We start from the raw sequence: 17,089 nt of genomic DNA on the forward strand, positions 1-17,089 counted from the left end.
TAATCACGGAAAATAATAATGCCCTGGCCGGGATTTGAACCCGGGGAATGGGATCCGCAGTCCCATGTGTTATCCAAACTACACCACCAGGGCAACAAAATAAGATAACATATTAATATATTCCATTAATAGTATTTAAATTATTACCATACATACAATGTATACGAATAATCCCCGTAGGTCCTTGTTGCAACAGTGAATTTATTTGCATTATCATAATTTCCATTGTAAGCCAATACTTTTCCCTTCAGTTTATTATTCTCGCAGAACTTATAATTTGTAAATTTAAAACTGTCAAATTTGTTTTGGCAAATGTCTGAAACTTCCCGTATGGATTTTTTTGAATTTTTATGTTCCTTTAAAATCGTTGAAATTTCACCTAAAAATGTCCGGTCGGTGAAATTAATTTTACCCGATAAAATCTCCATCATGTCCTGAGCGGATTTTGAATCATGTGCTTCATAAGAATAATCAGGGGACGGTATGGATATTACTGTATTAACTACCAGAATAGCTATTAAAAGAATTGTTATGGCTAGAATTGCCTCAATTATGTACAAACTTCCTTTCTCATCTTTCATGAATGAAGATTGTAGGTTTATATTAATAAAAAATTTCAAAGTGCGACTTTATGATTTTGTGCATATTTGCACTTCTAAAAATAAGATATGAAGAGAAATTAATTAATTTCCCTTATATTTAATTTCCACGAATATGTTCTATTACTTTATCTTTTTTAGCAATTGCCGCATCTGAAGCCTTTTGAACTTTTTCTTTCATTTCCTCAAAGTCTTCAGGAGTTGTCTCACCAACTAACTTTTTGATTTTGGTGTATGCAGCTTCTCTGAATAGAGGAACTAATTTTTCTTCGGTAGAATCTTCTTTAATTAAGATTGGTTCACCTGAATTGTTGACTTCACCTATTTCAGATATTGCAACATCATATTTTCCAACTGCTTTTTTAATGTCTCCAACAATTTCAGGAGGTGCTATTAACATTAATGAATCTGTTGATACGCCTAATGGATCTATATTTAATGTTTCAAGCATATTCAATACATTTGGAGCGACCATTTGCCTTATTTCCTTTTCATAGAATTCCAAACCTACACCGGTTGTGTTTGATATTTCATGTGCATCTCCTCTAAGACCTCCGTTTGTTACATCAGTCATTGCATGGATGTCTTTAACGAGATCCGCTTCAAACAGTGCATGTGATGCCTGGACAAAGTTAACGTTCATTGTATCCCACACAACATCAAAGAAACCATTGTATAATGCGGTTGTTGTTATTGTTCCACCACCGGAGCCTTCTGTTAATAAAATTATATCTCCTTCAGTTGCACCTTTTCTTGCTGTAGGAGGATATGCAGATACACCAACACTTCCAACAGCGGATACGAATCTGTCACCCAAAACCATGTCTCCTCCGACACGCAAGGTACTTCCAGCAACAATCGGAACATCGACAAGTTCGGATACTGCTGCAACACCTGCTGTAAAGTCGAATATTTTGGCAACATCCCCGTCATCTGCAAGGTGAACATCACTTAAAATAGCTACCGGATCAGCGCCCATTACACAAACATCCCTTAAAGTAGCACGAGTTACATGAAAACCACCTAAAAATGGATATTCACTTAAACGTGAGTGGATTCCATCAACAGCTGTGGTAATATAAACTTCATCATTTTTGACTGGAGCTTTTACAACTCCACCATCATCCTGTTCTGATGGATTTACTAGTGAAGCAGTGTTTGTTGATGAGACTATCTCTGCGATTTTTCTGTGAACAAAAAAGTCTCCTGCACCGCGTGATCCAACACCCATTTCACCCATGAGTACGTCTGCTTTGTTAACACTAGCTATCTCTTTTAAGAATTCATCATCACTTTCATTTAGTTTTAAAGTTGTTGATACTTCATCAATTACTGCTTTTGCCATTTCTACTGAATTTTCTTCAGTGATATTTTTGTATTCGCGTATTCTTACAGCTAAAATTTCTGCCAGGTCATTATAATCATAATCATCAATTCTAGCTCTTACAAAACCTTCAATATCCATTTTTAAATCTCCAAATTTGTGAAATTTTTTAAAATCTTAAGTCCAGCAACACCGCTTTTTTCAGGGTGAAACTGTGTTGAAAATAAATTATTTTGAGATAAGCTTGCTACAATATCCACTCCATAATCACAAACTCCAGCAACAATACTGTCATCAACCGGAACTACATGATAAGAGTGAACAAAATAAAAATATTCCCCATCAATGCCTTCCAGAATTGGAGAGTCATTTAAAACATTTAACTTATTCCAACCCATGTGAGGTATTTTAACACCTTCCGGAAGCCTTTCAACATTGCCTTTAAACAAATCCAGACCTTTAACGCCAGGTGATTCTTCACTTTCACTCATCAGCACCTGCTGGCCAAGGCATATTCCTAAAAATGGCTTGTCATCATTGACATGTTCGTTGATAACCTCCTCAAAAGGTTTTAGATTATCCATTGCGCTTCCAAAAGCTCCAACCCCTGGCAGAACCAGATAATCGCTACTTGCTATAATTTCCTCATCATCTGTGATTTGATATTCGCATCCAATCTTTTTGAATCCGTTGGAAATACTTTTTAAATTTCCACTTTTATAATCAATTATTGTTATCATTCGTCTAACCACCCAATAGCTGATCTGATTATTCCACCAAAGTCTGAAAAGACAATTTCATCTGTTCCAAGAGTTTTAGAATGTGCATCAAGCTCTGCAACAACATGAGTATAGCCCAAGTCTTTTAGAGGTTCCACCAAACGTGGTCCATCAGTTACTGCAACAGATTCCACGTCGAAATCCTCTACCGGAAATGCATGTGGAACACCAAAGACAACAATCAAATCCAAATCCTTATCCTTCAGATAATCTGCAGCAACATTGGCAGTTATAGGATATTCGTCAAGGCCTCCGGTAATGAAATCCGGCTCAATATCAAGTTGGTTTTTAATATTTACCGCATGCTGCCTTATTCTAGGAAGACCTATGTTTTCATCCAGATTGGCCACAAAAATAGGTTTATTGTCCGGATTGATATCTTTGTAGTTAAAATTAACAATATCCGCAAACAGATATGATGTTTCCTTTTTAACATTCAATACAAAAGCAACTTTTTTATTATCTTTTAAGGCATTTACAACTATTTTCGCCACTTTTTCCTTTGAATCTCCAAAGTTCGGTTTGATGTATTTGCCCTGTGCCATTCCACGGGTCTTTTCAACTTCGGTTGCCTTTTCAAGCATTTCAATCTGTCTGTCCGCTTCGCTTTGAGGGATTACTCCGCATTCAACGGCTGCCTCTAAAACCATGATAGCACCAACGGTATTGTCACCTTCACCGGAACCTCCATGGGATTCGACAGGAATAACTGTACATGGCAAATCTGCATTAACTATCGCTTCCTTTAAATCCTCACCGATAATCATACTGGCACATGTGCCGGCAATACCCATCAGTTCCGGTTTAAATGTGTCATAAGCTTCTGTTAATGTCTCAACTAACTTTTCGCCAGCTCCTAAAATAAAATCATTTTCAGACATTCCTGTGGTTACAACGCGAACTCCGTCACCTTCCAGAAGCCTGGCTGTCCTAAAGCAGCAGCCGGTAGGTCCATGCATAACAATAACATCAACATTCATATCCCTTAATGTGTAAAGAGTAGCCGCAATCGGGCTTGGTCTCGGATGTATAATTTTTATCAACTCACAATTTTTAATAAATAATTATATAAAATTCTTAATTAATATAATTAATTAAACAAATTCGGAGATTGCATTATGAAACTTGACAAACAAATTTTAGAGGAAAAAATCCGGGAATACAGAAAATCCAAAAGCTGTTCCGAATCCACATTAATGGGCATTTGTGAAACAGCCGAATATCCCATCTCTCAAACTGAAATGGTGAAATTGGGATGCGGATTTGCAGGCGGAATCGGTGGCACCTTTGATGAAGGAACCTGCGGTGCAGTAACCGGTGCAATAATAGCTAACGGTTTACTTAATGATGATTCTGATACAATTAAAGCAAATGCCAAAGAAATATTCAATACATTTAAGGAAGAATATGGAAGTGTATGCTGCGGTACAATAACAAACAACGGCGAAGACAAATCCCCGTGCGTTGACTGCTGTGTGTTCATTGCAAATAAAGTAGCTGATCTATTGGATGAATGAAAAAATAATTCGACTGTTAACATTCCATTCATTAAATTATTAAAGATGCTTGAGGCGGTTTAAATGAATAAAAGTATTATTATCATAATTATTTTACTTTTAGCCGTGTTATCATTAGTTTTTGTTTATTCAGCAGACAACAATCTGCTTTCAGAAAACAGAACTGAACTTGAAGTATCAACAGAAGGCCCCATAGAATTGTCAAAAATTATTGAGGATGTTAAAACCGGACCATACTATGAAGGACATGATAACAAAACTCTTGCGTGGATGGAATCCTTAGGAGACAAGCAGGTATTTATGGGAAACGGCACAATCGTAGTGATGAGCGATTACGATGCAGGCAAACTTCGCTCAGAATATGCATGTGACGCATATATTACCCAAAATTTTGAATGCAATATTGTGGAAAACCATTCTATAGGCAATGTCAAATATCCAAAAGATGTGTTATTGGTTGAAAACGTGAAATATGTTGATGAAGAAATCCATTTCCTTCAGGGCAGTTAATACATAAAAAAACATAATACCATGTGAAAATATGAATCCAAAAGAGACATTTTACAAAGACAAAGAAAACTTCAAAAACCCCGTATATCACATAGAAGAGGGAATTACAGATCCAACACTGAAAAAAATTGATGATTTATACAGTATAGCCGATGGTTTAAGCATTGAAAATGCAATAAAACATGAAAGGAATCTTTGGTTGTTATCTGCTTTTGGAACAATAATTACTATACTGTTTCTCCTTTATGATGAAGCAGAACTGCATTTACTTATTTTCGGATGTATAATAATTATCATTGGAATATATCAATTATATAAATTAGCTGAACGACATGATTGCCATAGAAAATATATACAATATCGAGTGCTTGCTGAAACACTTCGGGTTCAGTATTTTCTTTCCAAAGCCGGTGTAAACAAGCAAGTCACAGACATTTTGCCATGGTTTATCAAAAATGGTCTTCCTTGGATTAATGAAATTCTTTTGGAACTTCCAATTAAAAAAACAGACCAAAAGAAATCCATCATGAATTGTTGGGTTAGAGATCAATTAAAATATCATCAGAATGCACTTGTAAGGTCAACAAAAAGAAATGAAAGGAATGACAGAATTACAAAAATTGTGCTAACCGTGACAATTGCAACCTATATTATTGCAGTAATATATGAGATTTATATTCTTACAATTCCTTCCGGAGAGATAACATCAGACATACTCAGTTCTTTCTTAAAAAATCTGCAGGATTGGGGAATAATGGTCGGATTTACACCAACAGACATGATTCGTTCAGTTTTGAAAATTGTAATCGGAACAATGTCTGCTGCAACACTGTTTACCGGAAGTTACTATGGAAAAATGTCATTATCCAACAAAATAGAAGACCACAGAAGAATGGTAATGCTGTATGACAAAGTTGAAAACGAAATTTTGCAAAACGGTGAAAATGAGGAACTGGTTATCACTTTAGCAAGAGAATTTTTAATTGAAAACAGTACATGGTATTCCTATCAAAGCAAAAACACACCAAATCTGACAATAGAATGATTTAACTAAAATTCCAGCTGCTCGGCAATGCACATTTTGCAAACTGCATTTGGGGATTCCAAATTGGCATCTTTTACCGGACAGTAAAATTTCCCGTCATGTTCTTCAACATATAAAGATCCGGGGAACGGAGTGCCTACAGGATGTATCGGTTCTTCCAGAATAAAAGTAGTGTAAATCGAAATAATTCCATAGATTAATGGAAATTTTGTTTTGGATGTTACGGATTCATTAATATGATATGATTTTAGAGTTGCAACGGCATCGATGAACTCTTCCTTGTCAATGTCATGGTCATAAGTGTTATTGTCACTGTGAACATCTTTAATGCGGCCAAGAAAATATTTAACATAGACGGCGTGGCTTTTGTCCTTGTAATTTTCCTGCACATATTTGCTTTCCTCTATCATTTCCGCATTAACAGCCATCAAATCGAATACTGAAATTGTATCCGAATATTCCTTTAAAATATCCAAAACAGATTCTGTTGATATGCTTTGCTCATTTGAAACGACATTTGAAAAGTCATCATACATACCTAATGCATCATTCATAATAACCATCTAAACTATATTTTCAACATTGACATTTAAAGCATTTTCGACTGATTTAACTTGATTTTTGATACACGCTTGCCTAATTATTAACCCATATTGACATTAACGGTAAGATATTGAAAAATTAAAATAAGAATGAGTCAGGAATATATATGCAAAAGAAAATAAAATATATTTCCTGAAATCCGAATCGTTAATGTGAAATTTAGAAAAATCCGAAGGAATAACCAGCATTTTTGCAGACACAGTATCTGCATAATGAATTTTCATCCTTAATGTAAACAATTCTGCCTCTACACTTATATTCACCATTTTCCAAAAACACATCATCTTTTGATGGATTGTCTCCAAAGGGATGCAACGGTTTTTTAGCAATTAATACCAGGTAAAGAGAGATATATTTAGTAAATTCTCTTGTTTCTATATCTCCACCGGCATATGTATTAAAATAAAAGTCGATATCATTCTTGAGATTGCTAACTACACCCTCCTTAATGTCATAATCTTCATCAATATCCAATGAAAATATTTCATCCCACGTATCTGAATTGTATTTAGCCAATTTTTTAACAGTGACATCCTTATACCTATCATCAGTAACCTTATTTCTGAGATATTCAATAGGATAATCCTTTAAATTTTCTCTAATTTCTCCCAATAATTCTGTAGCTTTCATAATGCCCTCAATTAAATATATATCTAAAAACCTAATTAAATTTTGCTAAACCAATGCATTAATAGCTATGAGAACAACAAGCAGAATAACATTCAAAACAGTGAATATGACCAAATACCTGATTTTGAATTCATCACATTCTCGAACAAGAATTTTATATGAAATCAAATTGGCCATTGATGCAATGAGTGTTCCAAATCCACCAATGTTAATCCCAACAATAATGGCTTCATAATTTGTGCTGAAACCGCTGAGAAGAATTGCTGCAGGAACATTTGAAATCACCTGGGATGCTAAAATTCCCCATAAAACCTCATTGCCTATAATAAACTGTCTAAATAATGAATTGAAAAACGGAATATTTTCAAGATTGCCAATTAAAATAAAAAGGGCAATGAAAGTTAAAAGTAAAAAATAATCAACACCTGAAAAGACCCTTTTAAGGAAATTTTCCCTGCTAACACTGATTTTTGACATTTTAGGCAAACTGATTGCGTCTCTTGGAATAAACAATAACAAAATAACCAAAAATATCATTGAAACCAGAATATAAGGTAAAAGTATTAGGAAAAATGATTCAAATGGAATGTGAGACACGGTAAACATCACGATATTGTGCGGAGCCCCAATTGGAAGAACCATACAACCAACATTAGCCGCAATTGTCTGCAGACAAACAGTTAAAATAATTAAATCAGAACGGTTAACTTTCTTTAAAGCCAAAATTGAAAACGGCATAAATATAATTAACGAAACATCATTTGTTATAAATATTGAGCTTAAAAAGCATATGAATACCAGAACCAAAACTAGCTGTCGTGCATTTTCAATCTTAGTTAATAGCTTACGAACTAACATCTCAAAAACTGACAGGTTCTTTAAAATCTCCACAACAATCATAATTACTAAAAGCAATATGATTGTATCCCAATTAATATAATTCAAATAGTTGATGGTTGGATGGACAAAAAAACAAGAAATAATTGCCAATATTAATGATATTGAAAATATAATTTCTTTTTTAAAAAAATTAGTAATTTTATCCATTAATTGAGCCATAATATCTGTTAATTAAATAAAGTTATTCTGCATCTTCTTCCATTGTTTCTAAAAGAAAGCTTACTGGCCTGAAACCGTCATTGCAGGATATCATCGCAGATCTTTTATTTTTCATCCAACCGCCATAGAAATCTTCCGCCCCATTAGCCAATCCCATTACGAAAGCGGATAAACTTTCCCAGGCACTGTCACAGAATCCTTCCGGTTTTTCCCATCCGTTTGCAATGAAGACCTGTCCTTCTTCAACATCACATTCATGCTCCAAGGGATTTTCATATTTTTCAATCAAATCATCATGCCTGACTTTTCTCATGACTGTAATTTTAACTTTTTTCACATTAACACCTCCAAATCACTTTTTTCATATCTGTTATGGCCTTTAAGACTTTTTTTATACTTCCAACATCTGATTGCATCATCAAGGGACTTATCATCATTGTTTTCAAAGAAATCTCTTATGTACTGGTTGTATTGAAACTGTTTGCCGATTTCTGTTTTTTCACCGGAACCCTGAATTTCAAAATATGCATCAATTGCATCCCTATATGTTTTATCAGGATTTGCTTTTAGCCACTTTTGAAATTTGACTTTGAATTTGAAGCCTTTACCTATCTGATTTTCAAAAAATGCTCTTTTATCTTCACTGCACTTGAAGTTTTCCCCCAATTTTGAATCCAGAGTAATCTCAGATGCAGAATCGGTTTGAATCTTTTTAACACTGCATTCCTTTATCTCTTCACCTGTGGCCAGATAATGAACTATTCTTTTTTCCAAATCCTCTTTAGAACCGCTGAGCCTTAAACCTTCGGCTCTGCAGAAATCCTTCAGTTCCTCCTTTAAAAAATAGTATTCCTTAAATTCTTCCGGTTTTAAATCTCGAGTTAATTCAGGCATAAAAATCTAAAAATAAAAAAAAGAGAGGAAAATCATCCTCTTGTAATGATGCTTATGATGTCACCGTCTTTAAGCTCATAGTCACTGGCTATGCGCATTTTTGATCTTGCATCAACAGCATGCATAAAATTATCCCCAATGTCCGTGTGAACAAGATAAGCTAACTGACGTGGATTTGAACCTCTTTTAAGCAATATTCCATCTGGAAGCACATTTCCCTTTTGATCTGTGTATTTGTTTTCATCCTGAACAGGATATACAACAATCTGGTCAAGCAGGTCAAAAACGCCGTAATTCAATACGTCCTGAACTCCTGTACTTCCATACCTATCCAAAATATTGGTTTGAATATATTCCAAACCTTTTCTTTGTGCTTCAGACAGCTCTTCAGGCTTTAAGATTTCAAAATGATCATCACCAGGCATATAACTTATTAAACCACTTTTTGCAGCATTTACAAGTGCAAGTTCAGAACCTGCAGAAGTTGGAATTACATTAGGATACTTCTCTTTGATTCTTTTAATGTTCTCTTCTGAAGTAGGCAAGTCCGCCTTGTTTGCAATAATCATCATCGGTTTTGCAATATGAAGGATATTACGGGTAAGTTCAATCAAATCCTCTTCTTCCCATTTATTGAAATCAGGTTCGATATTTCTTTTTGCTTCAATGATATCTTCAATGGCTATTCCTGTACCGGACAATTGGTCAAACAATACTTTTGCAATGTCCAAATGTTCCGCACCTATTTTTCTTACAAGCCTTACCCAATTTTTTGACAATATTCCATACATCCACATTACTATTTCATTTTCCAGAAAATCTAAATCTTCAAGAGGATCATGACTGCCTGCATCAACCGGGTTTCCTTCAAGGTCTGTTGAACCTGAAGCGTCAATAACATTGATGAACACTTTAGCCTGCATTAAATCGTCTAAAAACTTATTACCTAATCCTTTTCCTTCATGTGCTCCAGGAACCAGTCCTGCAACATCTATCAATTCAATTGGAAGCAATCTTTTTCCATCAATACAGATTGAATTGTGGGGATTGCATGTAACGCCCAATTCCTTACATGGACAATCCTTAATTACATGAGCAACTGCCTTATTTGCATCTATTGTTGTAAACGGATAGTTTGCCATTTCTACAGTAGATGCTGTTGCTGAATTGAAAAAAGATGATTTTCCAACATTTGGTTTTCCACAAACTGCAATTTGAAGCATAATAATCACTTTTCATCTAATAACATCTTAATGTATGTTATTAAAATTATAAATAGTTTCAGAAATAATGTATATTTAATGAAAGATGAAGATATTGAACGACCCCCAGCTATGAAAGTCCGCCAGGGAATCCAGAATGCAATGACCCAATCCCTTCCAGACAAAAGATTCAGCGAAAAAAATATCGAATTGGTAGAAATAGACATTGCACTTAACGATTTGGGCTGGAATTTTAATAATTTCAAGATTTTGAATCTGACTGACATTCACTTGGGCCAGTGGATTAATCCGGAATATTTGGATGAATTAATAGATTATGTAAATACATTGAATTTTGACCTAATCACATTAACAGGAGATTATTTTTCATATAACCTCAATGACTATGACCAGTATTTGGAAAAATCCCTGAAAAAATTAAATGCAAAGGAAGGAAAATTTGGAGTTTTGGGAAACCATGACCATTGGATGAGTGCAGACAGAGTCCGGAAAATTTTCAAAAATGCGGATGTTGTTGATTTGAGCAATGACGTCGTTACCCTTAAAAAAGGTGAAGATTGTCTGAACCTATGTGGCGTGGACAGCTGTACCGTTTGCGCCGATGATTTGGATAATGTAATTGCCAAAATGGTTAAAAATATTCCAAGCATCCTGCTTGCCCATGAACCTGATTTTGCACAGGAATCCTCACAAACCGGATTGTTTGACCTCCAAATTTCAGGCCACTCACATGGAGGACAATTAATTATTCCAAAGTTTGAAACCACACCATTTAGGGGGCCAAATTCAACAAAATATCCTGTTGGACTTTATAAAGTTGGAGACATGACACAGTACACCAGCAAAGGCCTTGGAACAAATTCTTTTAGGATCAGAATTAATTGCAAACCTGAAATTACAATAATAACCTTGAAAACCACTAAAAGAAAAAGAATCATGATAGAATGATAAAAAATAGATTGATTTCTTCGCTGAGGACAATAATTACATCGCTTCTGTTTGCTTTAGCTGATATTTTTGCAATATTCCTTGTAGATTATATCAGTACTGATTTTACAGTTGGTCCATGGTATAATGCAGTCATTATTGTAATAGCCGTTACAATTGCAAATGCACTTTTATGGCCTATATTCAGGCGTTTTCTAATGAAAATTATTATCTTTACATTTGGAATCGGATCACTTTTTATAAACTCGATTATATTTTATATCGCAGCATATTTCATTCCAGGAGTTTCAACAGGAATTTATGGAGCCCTGCAGGTCCCGATTGTTATGGCAATAGCAACAACATTCATCACAAACATTACAAACACCAACTACTATGACAGCTATATCAAAAATATCCTAAAATATGCATTGAAGCAAAAGACACCTTATAAAAAAAGATATTCAGGAGTCATAATGCTTGAAATTGATGGTTTGTCAATAAATATACTTAAAAAAGCCATTGATAAAGGCGTGATGCCGAATGTGAAAAGATGGCTGGACAATAAAACTCATACTTTAAAAGGTTGGGAAACAGATTTGTCTTCACAGACCGGAGCAAGCCAGGCGGGAATACTTCATGGAAACAACAGAGACATTGTAGCATACAGATGGGTTGAAAAGGAAAACGACAATAATATTGTTGTTTCTGGAAAATTAAGCGATGCACCAGGAATTGAAAAGAAAATAAGTGACGGTAAAGGATTGCTTGTTAATGGAATCAGCATTGCAAATATGTTTTCAGGAGACAGTGAAATACCGACCTTAACATCTTCAAGACTTGGAGGATTATCCAAAATATACAATAAGACACTGAATGCAGTATTTTTAGATGCGTATAACTTTCAAAGACTGTTCATATTATTTTTATGGGACTTTATCCTGGAGATTTCTTCACAAATAGTTCATTATGTGAAAAACATACAGCCAAGGCTTAGAAGGACAGTTGTCTATGCTACAGTTAGGGCAGGAGCTAATGTGGTTTTAAGAGAAGTGACAACAGATGTTCTGACAAGCGAAATACTGGCGGGAAACATTGACACCGCCTATGCAACATACATGGGCTATGATGAAATTGCCCACCATTCCGGAGTGGAGGACAATGACGTTTGGGGAGCTTTGAAAAAGATTGATCTGCAATTTTCAAAATTAACATCAGCAATTGAGATGAGTGACAGAGATTATAAATTGGTAATCCTATCAGACCATGGGCAGTCCAACGGAGCTACATTTAAACAAAGATACGGAATTACGTTGGGAAATTATGTTAGAAAATTACTTCCAGATGATTTGAAAGTATTTAAAACTGAATATAATATTGACCACTTTAGAGATGCTGTAATTCCGGAAAACCTGCAAATCAGACATCTTAAAAACAAGTTTGGTGATATTCATGATGACCTGTTCGAAGATTTTAAATCCCTTAAGGACATACGAGATGAAGTTGAAAAAAGGAAGCCTGCAATAATTTTCGAAAATGAACAATACAAAAATCTGAGGAACAGATATACAAATAGTCTGGATTATATTAAAGGCTATGAAAGTACTCCCCAAAGTACCAAAAAAGCAAAAGACTCAGAACTGATTGTTATGGGTTCAGGAAACATGGGTTTAATATATTTAACCCAATGGAAGGAACGTCTAAGTTATGAAGAAATCGTGATGCTATTTCCAGATTTAATCCCAGGTCTTGTAAAACATACAGGAATAGGTTTTATTTTAGTTAATTCCATAGCTAATGGAGGAATGGTCATTGGCCAGGACGGAATTTATTACTTGGACAGTGATAAGATTATCGGTACAAATCCGCTTGAAAGCTTTGGCGATAATGCTGCAAAACACCTGAAAAGGCAAAATTCCTTCAAAAACATGCCAGATATTTTAGTGAATAGCTTTTATGACGAAAAGTATAATGAAGTATGTGCATTTGAAGAGCTGATTGGATCTCACGGAGGTTTAGGCGGAGACCAGACAAAACCATTTATTCTATACCCTTCAGAATGGGCCGATCCTGGCGATTTGATTGGAGCAGAATCAATATATAAATTTTTAAAAAGTGAAATAGAGAATTTAAATTCTTGAAAGCCAATAGTCAAAAATCTCTGAAATTTCCTCATCAAAACCTATTGTCTTATCCTTATTTTGAGGTATTGCCTGAGGGAAATCCCTATTCAATCTGATTAATGTTGTGTTAGGATTGTCAAATGTCATCTGCTCAAATGGATATCTTATAATGACCGGTGTGTTAAAACCAACGCCCAACTCTAAAAATACTATGTTTTTAGTTTCATCGACATGTTCTAAAAATTCAGAGTATCTTCTGCTCATCTGATGCCAATTTTCATCCTCAACAAAGAAATTATCCTTTCTGACATTTATTTCCATATTTCCCCCGCACACCGGACAAACCGGAACCAGATCTGTTGGAATCTTACAGTCTTCGGTTTTTTCAATAGCTTCAAAAACCAATTCCTCATTTGAATAAAGCTTATCATGGCATGCCTTTTCACATTGCATCAGCCCGTAATCGCCTTGAGTGGCAAAAATCCTTTCATCTTCAAAGCCGTTTATCCAAAACTGATGTTCCACATTTGTTGTCAGGACAAAATAATCCTTATCTTTAACCAGATCAAGCAACTGACCATATAATTTTGTTTTTCCAACTGAAAATCTATTTACATAGACATGACGTGCCCAATGAGCCCATTTTTCCTCCTGAGTTTCATAAGGATAAAACGTAGCGGAATACATGTCCTGAACACCATATTTTTCAATGAAATCCTGAAAATTATCATCAAAACGTTTACCTGAATATTCCAAACCTGCTGCGGCGGAAAAACCTGCACCCGCACCAATTAAAATATAATCTGCTTCTTCAATAGCCTTGTATGCCTTATCCAATCTTTCTACAAAACGTTCCATATTTACACTCCATTAGAATAACAAATCTTTATATATAGAATAATCATCATCCGAAAAAACATCAAAAATTACATTTTCCAATGTTGTTTCATTCAAATCCAAATAATCCTCAACTGTCTTAACGGCAATTTTTGCGGCCAATTTCTGTGGAAAATTAAATACTCCTGTTGATATACAGCAGAAAGCCAAAGATTCCAACTTATATGATGTTGCAATCTCCAAACATGACTTATAACAGTTAGCCAATGCTTCACAATCTTTTCCAGATGGTTTTAATCCTTGAGGTATTGCAGGACCAACAGTATGTATCACATATTTTGAAGGAAGGTTATAGGCAGAGGTTATTTTGGCTTTTCCAACCTCTTCATCCCTATCCTGCATTTCCATGATTTTATTGCACTCTTCCCTCAGCTGAAGTCCTGCGGATGAGTGAATGACATTGTCAATGCAATTGTGAAGAGGTACAAAACATCCCAATAATTTTGAATTTGCAGCATTAACAATAGCGTCAACTTTTAAAGTTGTTATATCGCCTTGCCAAATCATTATCTTTCCATTGGTTTCATTAATGCCATCAATAGAAGTTAAATCCTTATTTAATGTTTCTTGTGTTAAAAAATCATCCTGAACTTTTAAAAATTCATCGGACAATTCAGAAGGTATCCTTATATTCATCAATGCACGAAGCAAATTTCTTTTATCGTGATAACTTTCCGGAATTTCAATAGCCTCGTTTCTCTCATCAATTAAGTAATTAATTAAAAAATCCAATTGTTCTTGTCTATTCATTTAATACCTCCCGATTCTTTAATAATAATTGAATTTCAGTATTTAAATGATTTTTGTAACTTTAAAGAAACCCAGTTACAAAAAAGTAACTAATATATAATAATTTAATTAAAATATGAGTATGGATAGTGAAAAAATAGTTTGTCCGGTTGATAAGACTCTGAATTTGATTAACAAAAAATGGAGCATACAAATAATTAGAGACATGTTCTTTGGAAAAAAGCATTTCAAAGAGTTTAAAGAAGATAAACCAAAATTATCCAATAAAGTTTTATCCAATTGTCTTAAGGAATTAGAGGAAAATGGTTTAATTAGAAATGAAGTTTTGAATACCTCTCCGGTTACAACTGAGTATTATCTGACCGAATACGGCAAATCCATGAACAGAATTGTCTATGAACTAGCCATGTTTACTCTGCAAAATGATGAACGAGCTTACCCTGATGAGGTAAGAGCCGATTTAAAAAATACATTTAAAGAAAAATTAGAAATAACTGATTAAAATGACCGGTAAGATTTATATTGTTGGAATTGGCCCTGGATCAAGTGAATACTTAACTAAAAAAGCTATTGATACCGTTAAAGCCAGTGATTATACTGTTGGAAGCACCCGTGCAATTGACCTGTTTGACGATGTACAGAATACCATTGCATTTAATGTAAAAGAGCTATTGGATACCTTAAGGCAGGGAGTCCAATTGGCCTGTGACGGCAACACCGTTTCAATATTGTCAACAGGAGATCCTGGTTTTTCAGGTGTGTTAAATACTGTTTTAAGATTGTCCGATGAATTGGACTTTCCAAAAGAAAATATTGAAGTGATTCCCGGCATCAGTTCACTTCAGCTGGCCGCAGCAAAATGCCACATCCAATGGGACAATGCCAATGTAATGACATTTCACGGAAGGGAAAACATAGAAGACATCCTGCCAGTCATCAACAACGGAAAAGTGACAATTGCCCTTCCTTCAAGAAAAGTGAAGGACATGGCTCAGTTTTTGCTTGACAACGGCGTCGAATCTGACCGGAAAGTTGTTGTATGTGAACGCCTAAGCTACCCTGACGAGAAAATTGTCGAAGCAACACTGGAAGATATCGCTCAAAGTGAATTTACATATATGTGCATTATTGTCATATATTAGAAATATTTACTTGTTAAATTCATTTTAAAAGTTATTTACCATTTAATTTTAAAAATAAAGTTCATATAATGCGGATATCATACTTTAATTGTTGATTTGATTAAAAAAATCAACATTTAAGGTAGATATTATGAATAAGAAAATAAACACCCTATGTTTCATTCTGTTATTGCTCTTTTTAATTTCTGCAGTTTCAGCATCAGACAATGGAAATGAAACATTGCAACAAATTCAACCGGATCCTCACAAGGATTTAAGCACAATCAGTGTCGAGAACAAGGAAGCTCAAAACTTAGAAAAATTAAGTGCATCACAGGAAGCCGAAAAGAAAAAGGTTGCTTTAAAGGCACCTGACGTTAAAATGTACTATAAGGACGGAAGCAAGTTCACGGCAACACTGAAATACAAAAAGAAAGTGATTGCCAATGCGAAAATACAGATTCAAATCAATGGCCAAACATTTACAAAAACAACCGATAAGACTGGAAAGGCCTCCATCAATCTCAATTTTAAAAGCGGAACATACAACGTTTTAAGTGTTTGTAATGGAAACAGTGAATTTGAAGGCGCTACCGTCAAAAGTACAGTAACGATTAAAAGCACTATAAAATGCAGTGACTTTTCAAAATACTATAAAAATAAGGGAAAATACACCTCAACGTTTTATGACAAAAAGGGAAAACTGCTTAAAAACACTGCAGTTAAGTTTAAACTGGAAGGCAAAACATATTCCGTTAAGACAAATTCCAAAGGAATAGCTACACTACCTATTGACTCAAAACCCGGAACATACTCCATTACCATAACAAATCCAAAAACAACCGAATCCACATCTAAAACAGTGACGATAAAATCACTGATGGAAACTAAAGATTTGTCATTAAGCGAAAATAAAAAAGCAAAGTTCAACGTTAAAGTCCTGAACAGCAACGGAAAAGCATCACCAAATAAAAAGGTCACTTTAAAATTAAATGGCAAAACCTACACAAAAACAACAAATAAAACTGGAATAGCAACATTGGAAGTTAGTCTGGATGCCGGAAAATATACAATTACAACACAATATG

General features: G+C 34.7%; 19 protein-coding genes, 1 tRNA gene and 1 pseudogene. 8 read left to right on the plus strand and 13 right to left on the minus strand.

Going from position 1 to position 17,089, the window contains the following annotated elements:
• Positions 1-19 precede the first annotated feature (19 nt).
• The 5 genes from ACJMLH_RS09945 to cfbD form a co-directional block, all read right to left on the minus strand.
• Positions 20-93, minus strand: a tRNA-Arg gene (locus tag ACJMLH_RS09945).
• Positions 94-143: 50 nt separating this feature from the next.
• On the minus strand, positions 144-581 hold the full coding sequence (locus ACJMLH_RS09950; RefSeq protein WP_405277240.1) for a hypothetical protein: 438 nt from the start codon (positions 579-581) through the stop codon (positions 144-146).
• A gap of 118 nt (positions 582-699) precedes the next feature.
• Positions 700-2,064, minus strand: coding sequence for an AIR synthase-related protein (locus ACJMLH_RS09955; RefSeq protein WP_405277242.1), 1,365 nt, complete (start codon positions 2,062-2,064; stop codon positions 700-702).
• A 2-nt stretch (positions 2,065-2,066) separates the two neighbouring features.
• Entirely contained in the window at positions 2,067-2,663 is a 597-nt protein-coding gene (gene hisH / locus ACJMLH_RS09960) for an imidazole glycerol phosphate synthase subunit HisH (protein WP_405277244.1), read from the minus strand.
• The gene (gene cfbD, locus ACJMLH_RS09965; RefSeq protein ID WP_405277277.1) at positions 2,660-3,733 is read right to left on the minus strand and encodes a Ni-sirohydrochlorin a,c-diamide reductive cyclase catalytic subunit; all 1,074 of its coding nucleotides are present in this window, start codon (positions 3,731-3,733) and stop codon (positions 2,660-2,662) included. The genes hisH and cfbD overlap by 4 nt, the downstream gene beginning before the upstream one ends.
• 87 nt (positions 3,734-3,820) lie before the next feature.
• Between cfbD and ACJMLH_RS09970 the strand changes: the two genes are divergently transcribed.
• The 3 genes from ACJMLH_RS09970 (at position 3,821) to ACJMLH_RS09980 (ending at position 5,774) form a co-directional block, all read left to right on the plus strand.
• Positions 3,821-4,219 carry a C-GCAxxG-C-C family protein gene (locus ACJMLH_RS09970; RefSeq protein WP_405277246.1) on the plus strand — a complete coding sequence of 133 codons (399 nt, stop codon included), beginning with the start codon at positions 3,821-3,823 and terminating at the stop codon, positions 4,217-4,219.
• Between the two features lie 63 nt (positions 4,220-4,282).
• On the plus strand, positions 4,283-4,729 hold the full coding sequence (locus ACJMLH_RS09975; protein WP_405277248.1) for a hypothetical protein: 447 nt from the start codon (positions 4,283-4,285) through the stop codon (positions 4,727-4,729).
• Between the two features lie 31 nt (positions 4,730-4,760).
• Positions 4,761-5,774: a hypothetical protein gene (locus ACJMLH_RS09980; RefSeq protein WP_405277250.1), complete on the plus strand. Its 1,014-nt coding sequence runs from the start codon at positions 4,761-4,763 to the stop codon at positions 5,772-5,774.
• Positions 5,775-5,779: 5 nt separating this feature from the next.
• On the opposite strand, the gene ACJMLH_RS09985 is transcribed toward ACJMLH_RS09980, so the two are convergent.
• From ACJMLH_RS09985 to ACJMLH_RS10010, 6 genes are all read right to left on the minus strand, one after another.
• Positions 5,780-6,337, minus strand: a complete 558-nt coding sequence (locus ACJMLH_RS09985; protein WP_405277252.1) for a DUF2115 domain-containing protein — start codon at positions 6,335-6,337, stop codon at positions 5,780-5,782.
• A 199-nt stretch (positions 6,338-6,536) separates the two neighbouring features.
• A complete protein-coding gene (locus tag ACJMLH_RS09990; protein WP_405277254.1) occupies positions 6,537-7,007 on the minus strand; it encodes a DUF2115 family protein in 471 nt (156 codons plus the stop codon).
• A 45-nt stretch (positions 7,008-7,052) separates the two neighbouring features.
• The gene (locus ACJMLH_RS09995; protein WP_405277256.1) at positions 7,053-8,066 is read right to left on the minus strand and encodes an SLC13 family permease; all 1,014 of its coding nucleotides are present in this window, start codon (positions 8,064-8,066) and stop codon (positions 7,053-7,055) included.
• A gap of 22 nt (positions 8,067-8,088) precedes the next feature.
• Entirely contained in the window at positions 8,089-8,403 is a 315-nt protein-coding gene (locus ACJMLH_RS10000) for a TIGR04076 family protein (protein WP_405277258.1), read from the minus strand.
• A complete protein-coding gene (locus ACJMLH_RS10005) occupies positions 8,400-8,960 on the minus strand; it encodes a DUF6434 domain-containing protein (RefSeq protein ID WP_405277260.1) in 561 nt (186 codons plus the stop codon). The genes ACJMLH_RS10000 and ACJMLH_RS10005 overlap by 4 nt, the downstream gene beginning before the upstream one ends.
• Positions 8,961-8,992: 32 nt before the next feature.
• Positions 8,993-10,183, minus strand: coding sequence for a redox-regulated ATPase YchF (locus tag ACJMLH_RS10010; RefSeq protein WP_405277262.1), 1,191 nt, complete (start codon positions 10,181-10,183; stop codon positions 8,993-8,995).
• 78 nt (positions 10,184-10,261) lie between these two features.
• Between ACJMLH_RS10010 and ACJMLH_RS10015 the strand changes: the two genes are divergently transcribed.
• The gene (locus ACJMLH_RS10015; protein ID WP_405277264.1) at positions 10,262-11,131 is read left to right on the plus strand and encodes a metallophosphoesterase; all 870 of its coding nucleotides are present in this window, start codon (positions 10,262-10,264) and stop codon (positions 11,129-11,131) included.
• Positions 11,128-13,251, plus strand: a complete 2,124-nt coding sequence (locus ACJMLH_RS10020; protein WP_405277266.1) for an alkaline phosphatase family protein — start codon at positions 11,128-11,130, stop codon at positions 13,249-13,251. The genes ACJMLH_RS10015 and ACJMLH_RS10020 overlap by 4 nt, the downstream gene beginning before the upstream one ends.
• Here ACJMLH_RS10020 and ACJMLH_RS10025 read toward each other — a convergent pair.
• Positions 13,240-14,091 carry a Sir2 silent information regulator family NAD-dependent deacetylase gene (locus ACJMLH_RS10025; protein ID WP_405277269.1) on the minus strand — a complete coding sequence of 284 codons (852 nt, stop codon included), beginning with the start codon at positions 14,089-14,091 and terminating at the stop codon, positions 13,240-13,242. The genes ACJMLH_RS10020 and ACJMLH_RS10025 overlap by 12 nt on opposite strands.
• 12 nt (positions 14,092-14,103) lie before the next feature.
• The gene (locus tag ACJMLH_RS10030; protein ID WP_405277271.1) at positions 14,104-14,880 is read right to left on the minus strand and encodes a protein-ADP-ribose hydrolase; all 777 of its coding nucleotides are present in this window, start codon (positions 14,878-14,880) and stop codon (positions 14,104-14,106) included.
• 121 nt (positions 14,881-15,001) lie between these two features.
• Between ACJMLH_RS10030 and ACJMLH_RS10035 the strand changes: the two genes are divergently transcribed.
• From ACJMLH_RS10035 to ACJMLH_RS10045, 3 genes and pseudogenes are all read left to right on the plus strand, one after another.
• The gene (locus ACJMLH_RS10035) at positions 15,002-15,382 is read left to right on the plus strand and encodes a winged helix-turn-helix transcriptional regulator (RefSeq protein ID WP_405277273.1); all 381 of its coding nucleotides are present in this window, start codon (positions 15,002-15,004) and stop codon (positions 15,380-15,382) included.
• A 1-nt stretch (position 15,383) separates the two neighbouring features.
• Entirely contained in the window at positions 15,384-16,022 is a 639-nt protein-coding gene (locus ACJMLH_RS10040) for a cobalt-precorrin-7 (C(5))-methyltransferase (protein WP_405277275.1), read from the plus strand.
• Positions 16,023-16,152: 130 nt separating this feature from the next.
• A pseudogene (locus tag ACJMLH_RS10045) lies at positions 16,153-17,089 on the plus strand (hypothetical protein); the annotation flags it as partial.

The organism is Methanobrevibacter sp. (assembly GCF_045116495.1).
Taxonomy (GTDB): domain Archaea; phylum Methanobacteriota; class Methanobacteria; order Methanobacteriales; family Methanobacteriaceae; genus Methanocatella.

Excerpts from the sequence above, each read along its gene's own strand:
- ACJMLH_RS09950 (WP_405277240.1), bottom strand. The coding sequence starts at position 581 with ATGAAAGATGAGAAAGGAAGTTTGTACATAATTGAGGCAATTCTAGCC.
- ACJMLH_RS09955 (WP_405277242.1), bottom strand. The coding sequence starts at position 2,064 with ATGGATATTGAAGGTTTTGTAAGAGCTAGAATTGATGATTATGATTAT.
- hisH (WP_405277244.1), bottom strand. The coding sequence starts at position 2,663 with ATGATAACAATAATTGATTATAAAAGTGGAAATTTAAAAAGTATTTCC.
- ACJMLH_RS09970 (WP_405277246.1), top strand. The coding sequence starts at position 3,821 with ATGAAACTTGACAAACAAATTTTAGAGGAAAAAATCCGGGAATACAGA.
- ACJMLH_RS09975 (WP_405277248.1), top strand. The coding sequence starts at position 4,283 with ATGAATAAAAGTATTATTATCATAATTATTTTACTTTTAGCCGTGTTA.
- ACJMLH_RS09980 (WP_405277250.1), top strand. The coding sequence starts at position 4,761 with ATGAATCCAAAAGAGACATTTTACAAAGACAAAGAAAACTTCAAAAAC.
- ACJMLH_RS09985 (WP_405277252.1), bottom strand. The coding sequence starts at position 6,337 with ATGGTTATTATGAATGATGCATTAGGTATGTATGATGACTTTTCAAAT.
- ACJMLH_RS09990 (WP_405277254.1), bottom strand. The coding sequence starts at position 7,007 with ATGAAAGCTACAGAATTATTGGGAGAAATTAGAGAAAATTTAAAGGAT.
- ACJMLH_RS09995 (WP_405277256.1), bottom strand. The coding sequence starts at position 8,066 with ATGGCTCAATTAATGGATAAAATTACTAATTTTTTTAAAAAAGAAATT.
- ACJMLH_RS10005 (WP_405277260.1), bottom strand. The coding sequence starts at position 8,960 with ATGCCTGAATTAACTCGAGATTTAAAACCGGAAGAATTTAAGGAATAC.
- ACJMLH_RS10010 (WP_405277262.1), bottom strand. The coding sequence starts at position 10,183 with ATGCTTCAAATTGCAGTTTGTGGAAAACCAAATGTTGGAAAATCATCT.
- ACJMLH_RS10015 (WP_405277264.1), top strand. The coding sequence starts at position 10,262 with ATGAAAGATGAAGATATTGAACGACCCCCAGCTATGAAAGTCCGCCAG.
- ACJMLH_RS10020 (WP_405277266.1), top strand. The coding sequence starts at position 11,128 with ATGATAAAAAATAGATTGATTTCTTCGCTGAGGACAATAATTACATCG.
- ACJMLH_RS10025 (WP_405277269.1), bottom strand. The coding sequence starts at position 14,091 with ATGGAACGTTTTGTAGAAAGATTGGATAAGGCATACAAGGCTATTGAA.
- ACJMLH_RS10030 (WP_405277271.1), bottom strand. The coding sequence starts at position 14,880 with ATGAATAGACAAGAACAATTGGATTTTTTAATTAATTACTTAATTGAT.
- ACJMLH_RS10035 (WP_405277273.1), top strand. The coding sequence starts at position 15,002 with ATGGATAGTGAAAAAATAGTTTGTCCGGTTGATAAGACTCTGAATTTG.
- ACJMLH_RS10040 (WP_405277275.1), top strand. The coding sequence starts at position 15,384 with ATGACCGGTAAGATTTATATTGTTGGAATTGGCCCTGGATCAAGTGAA.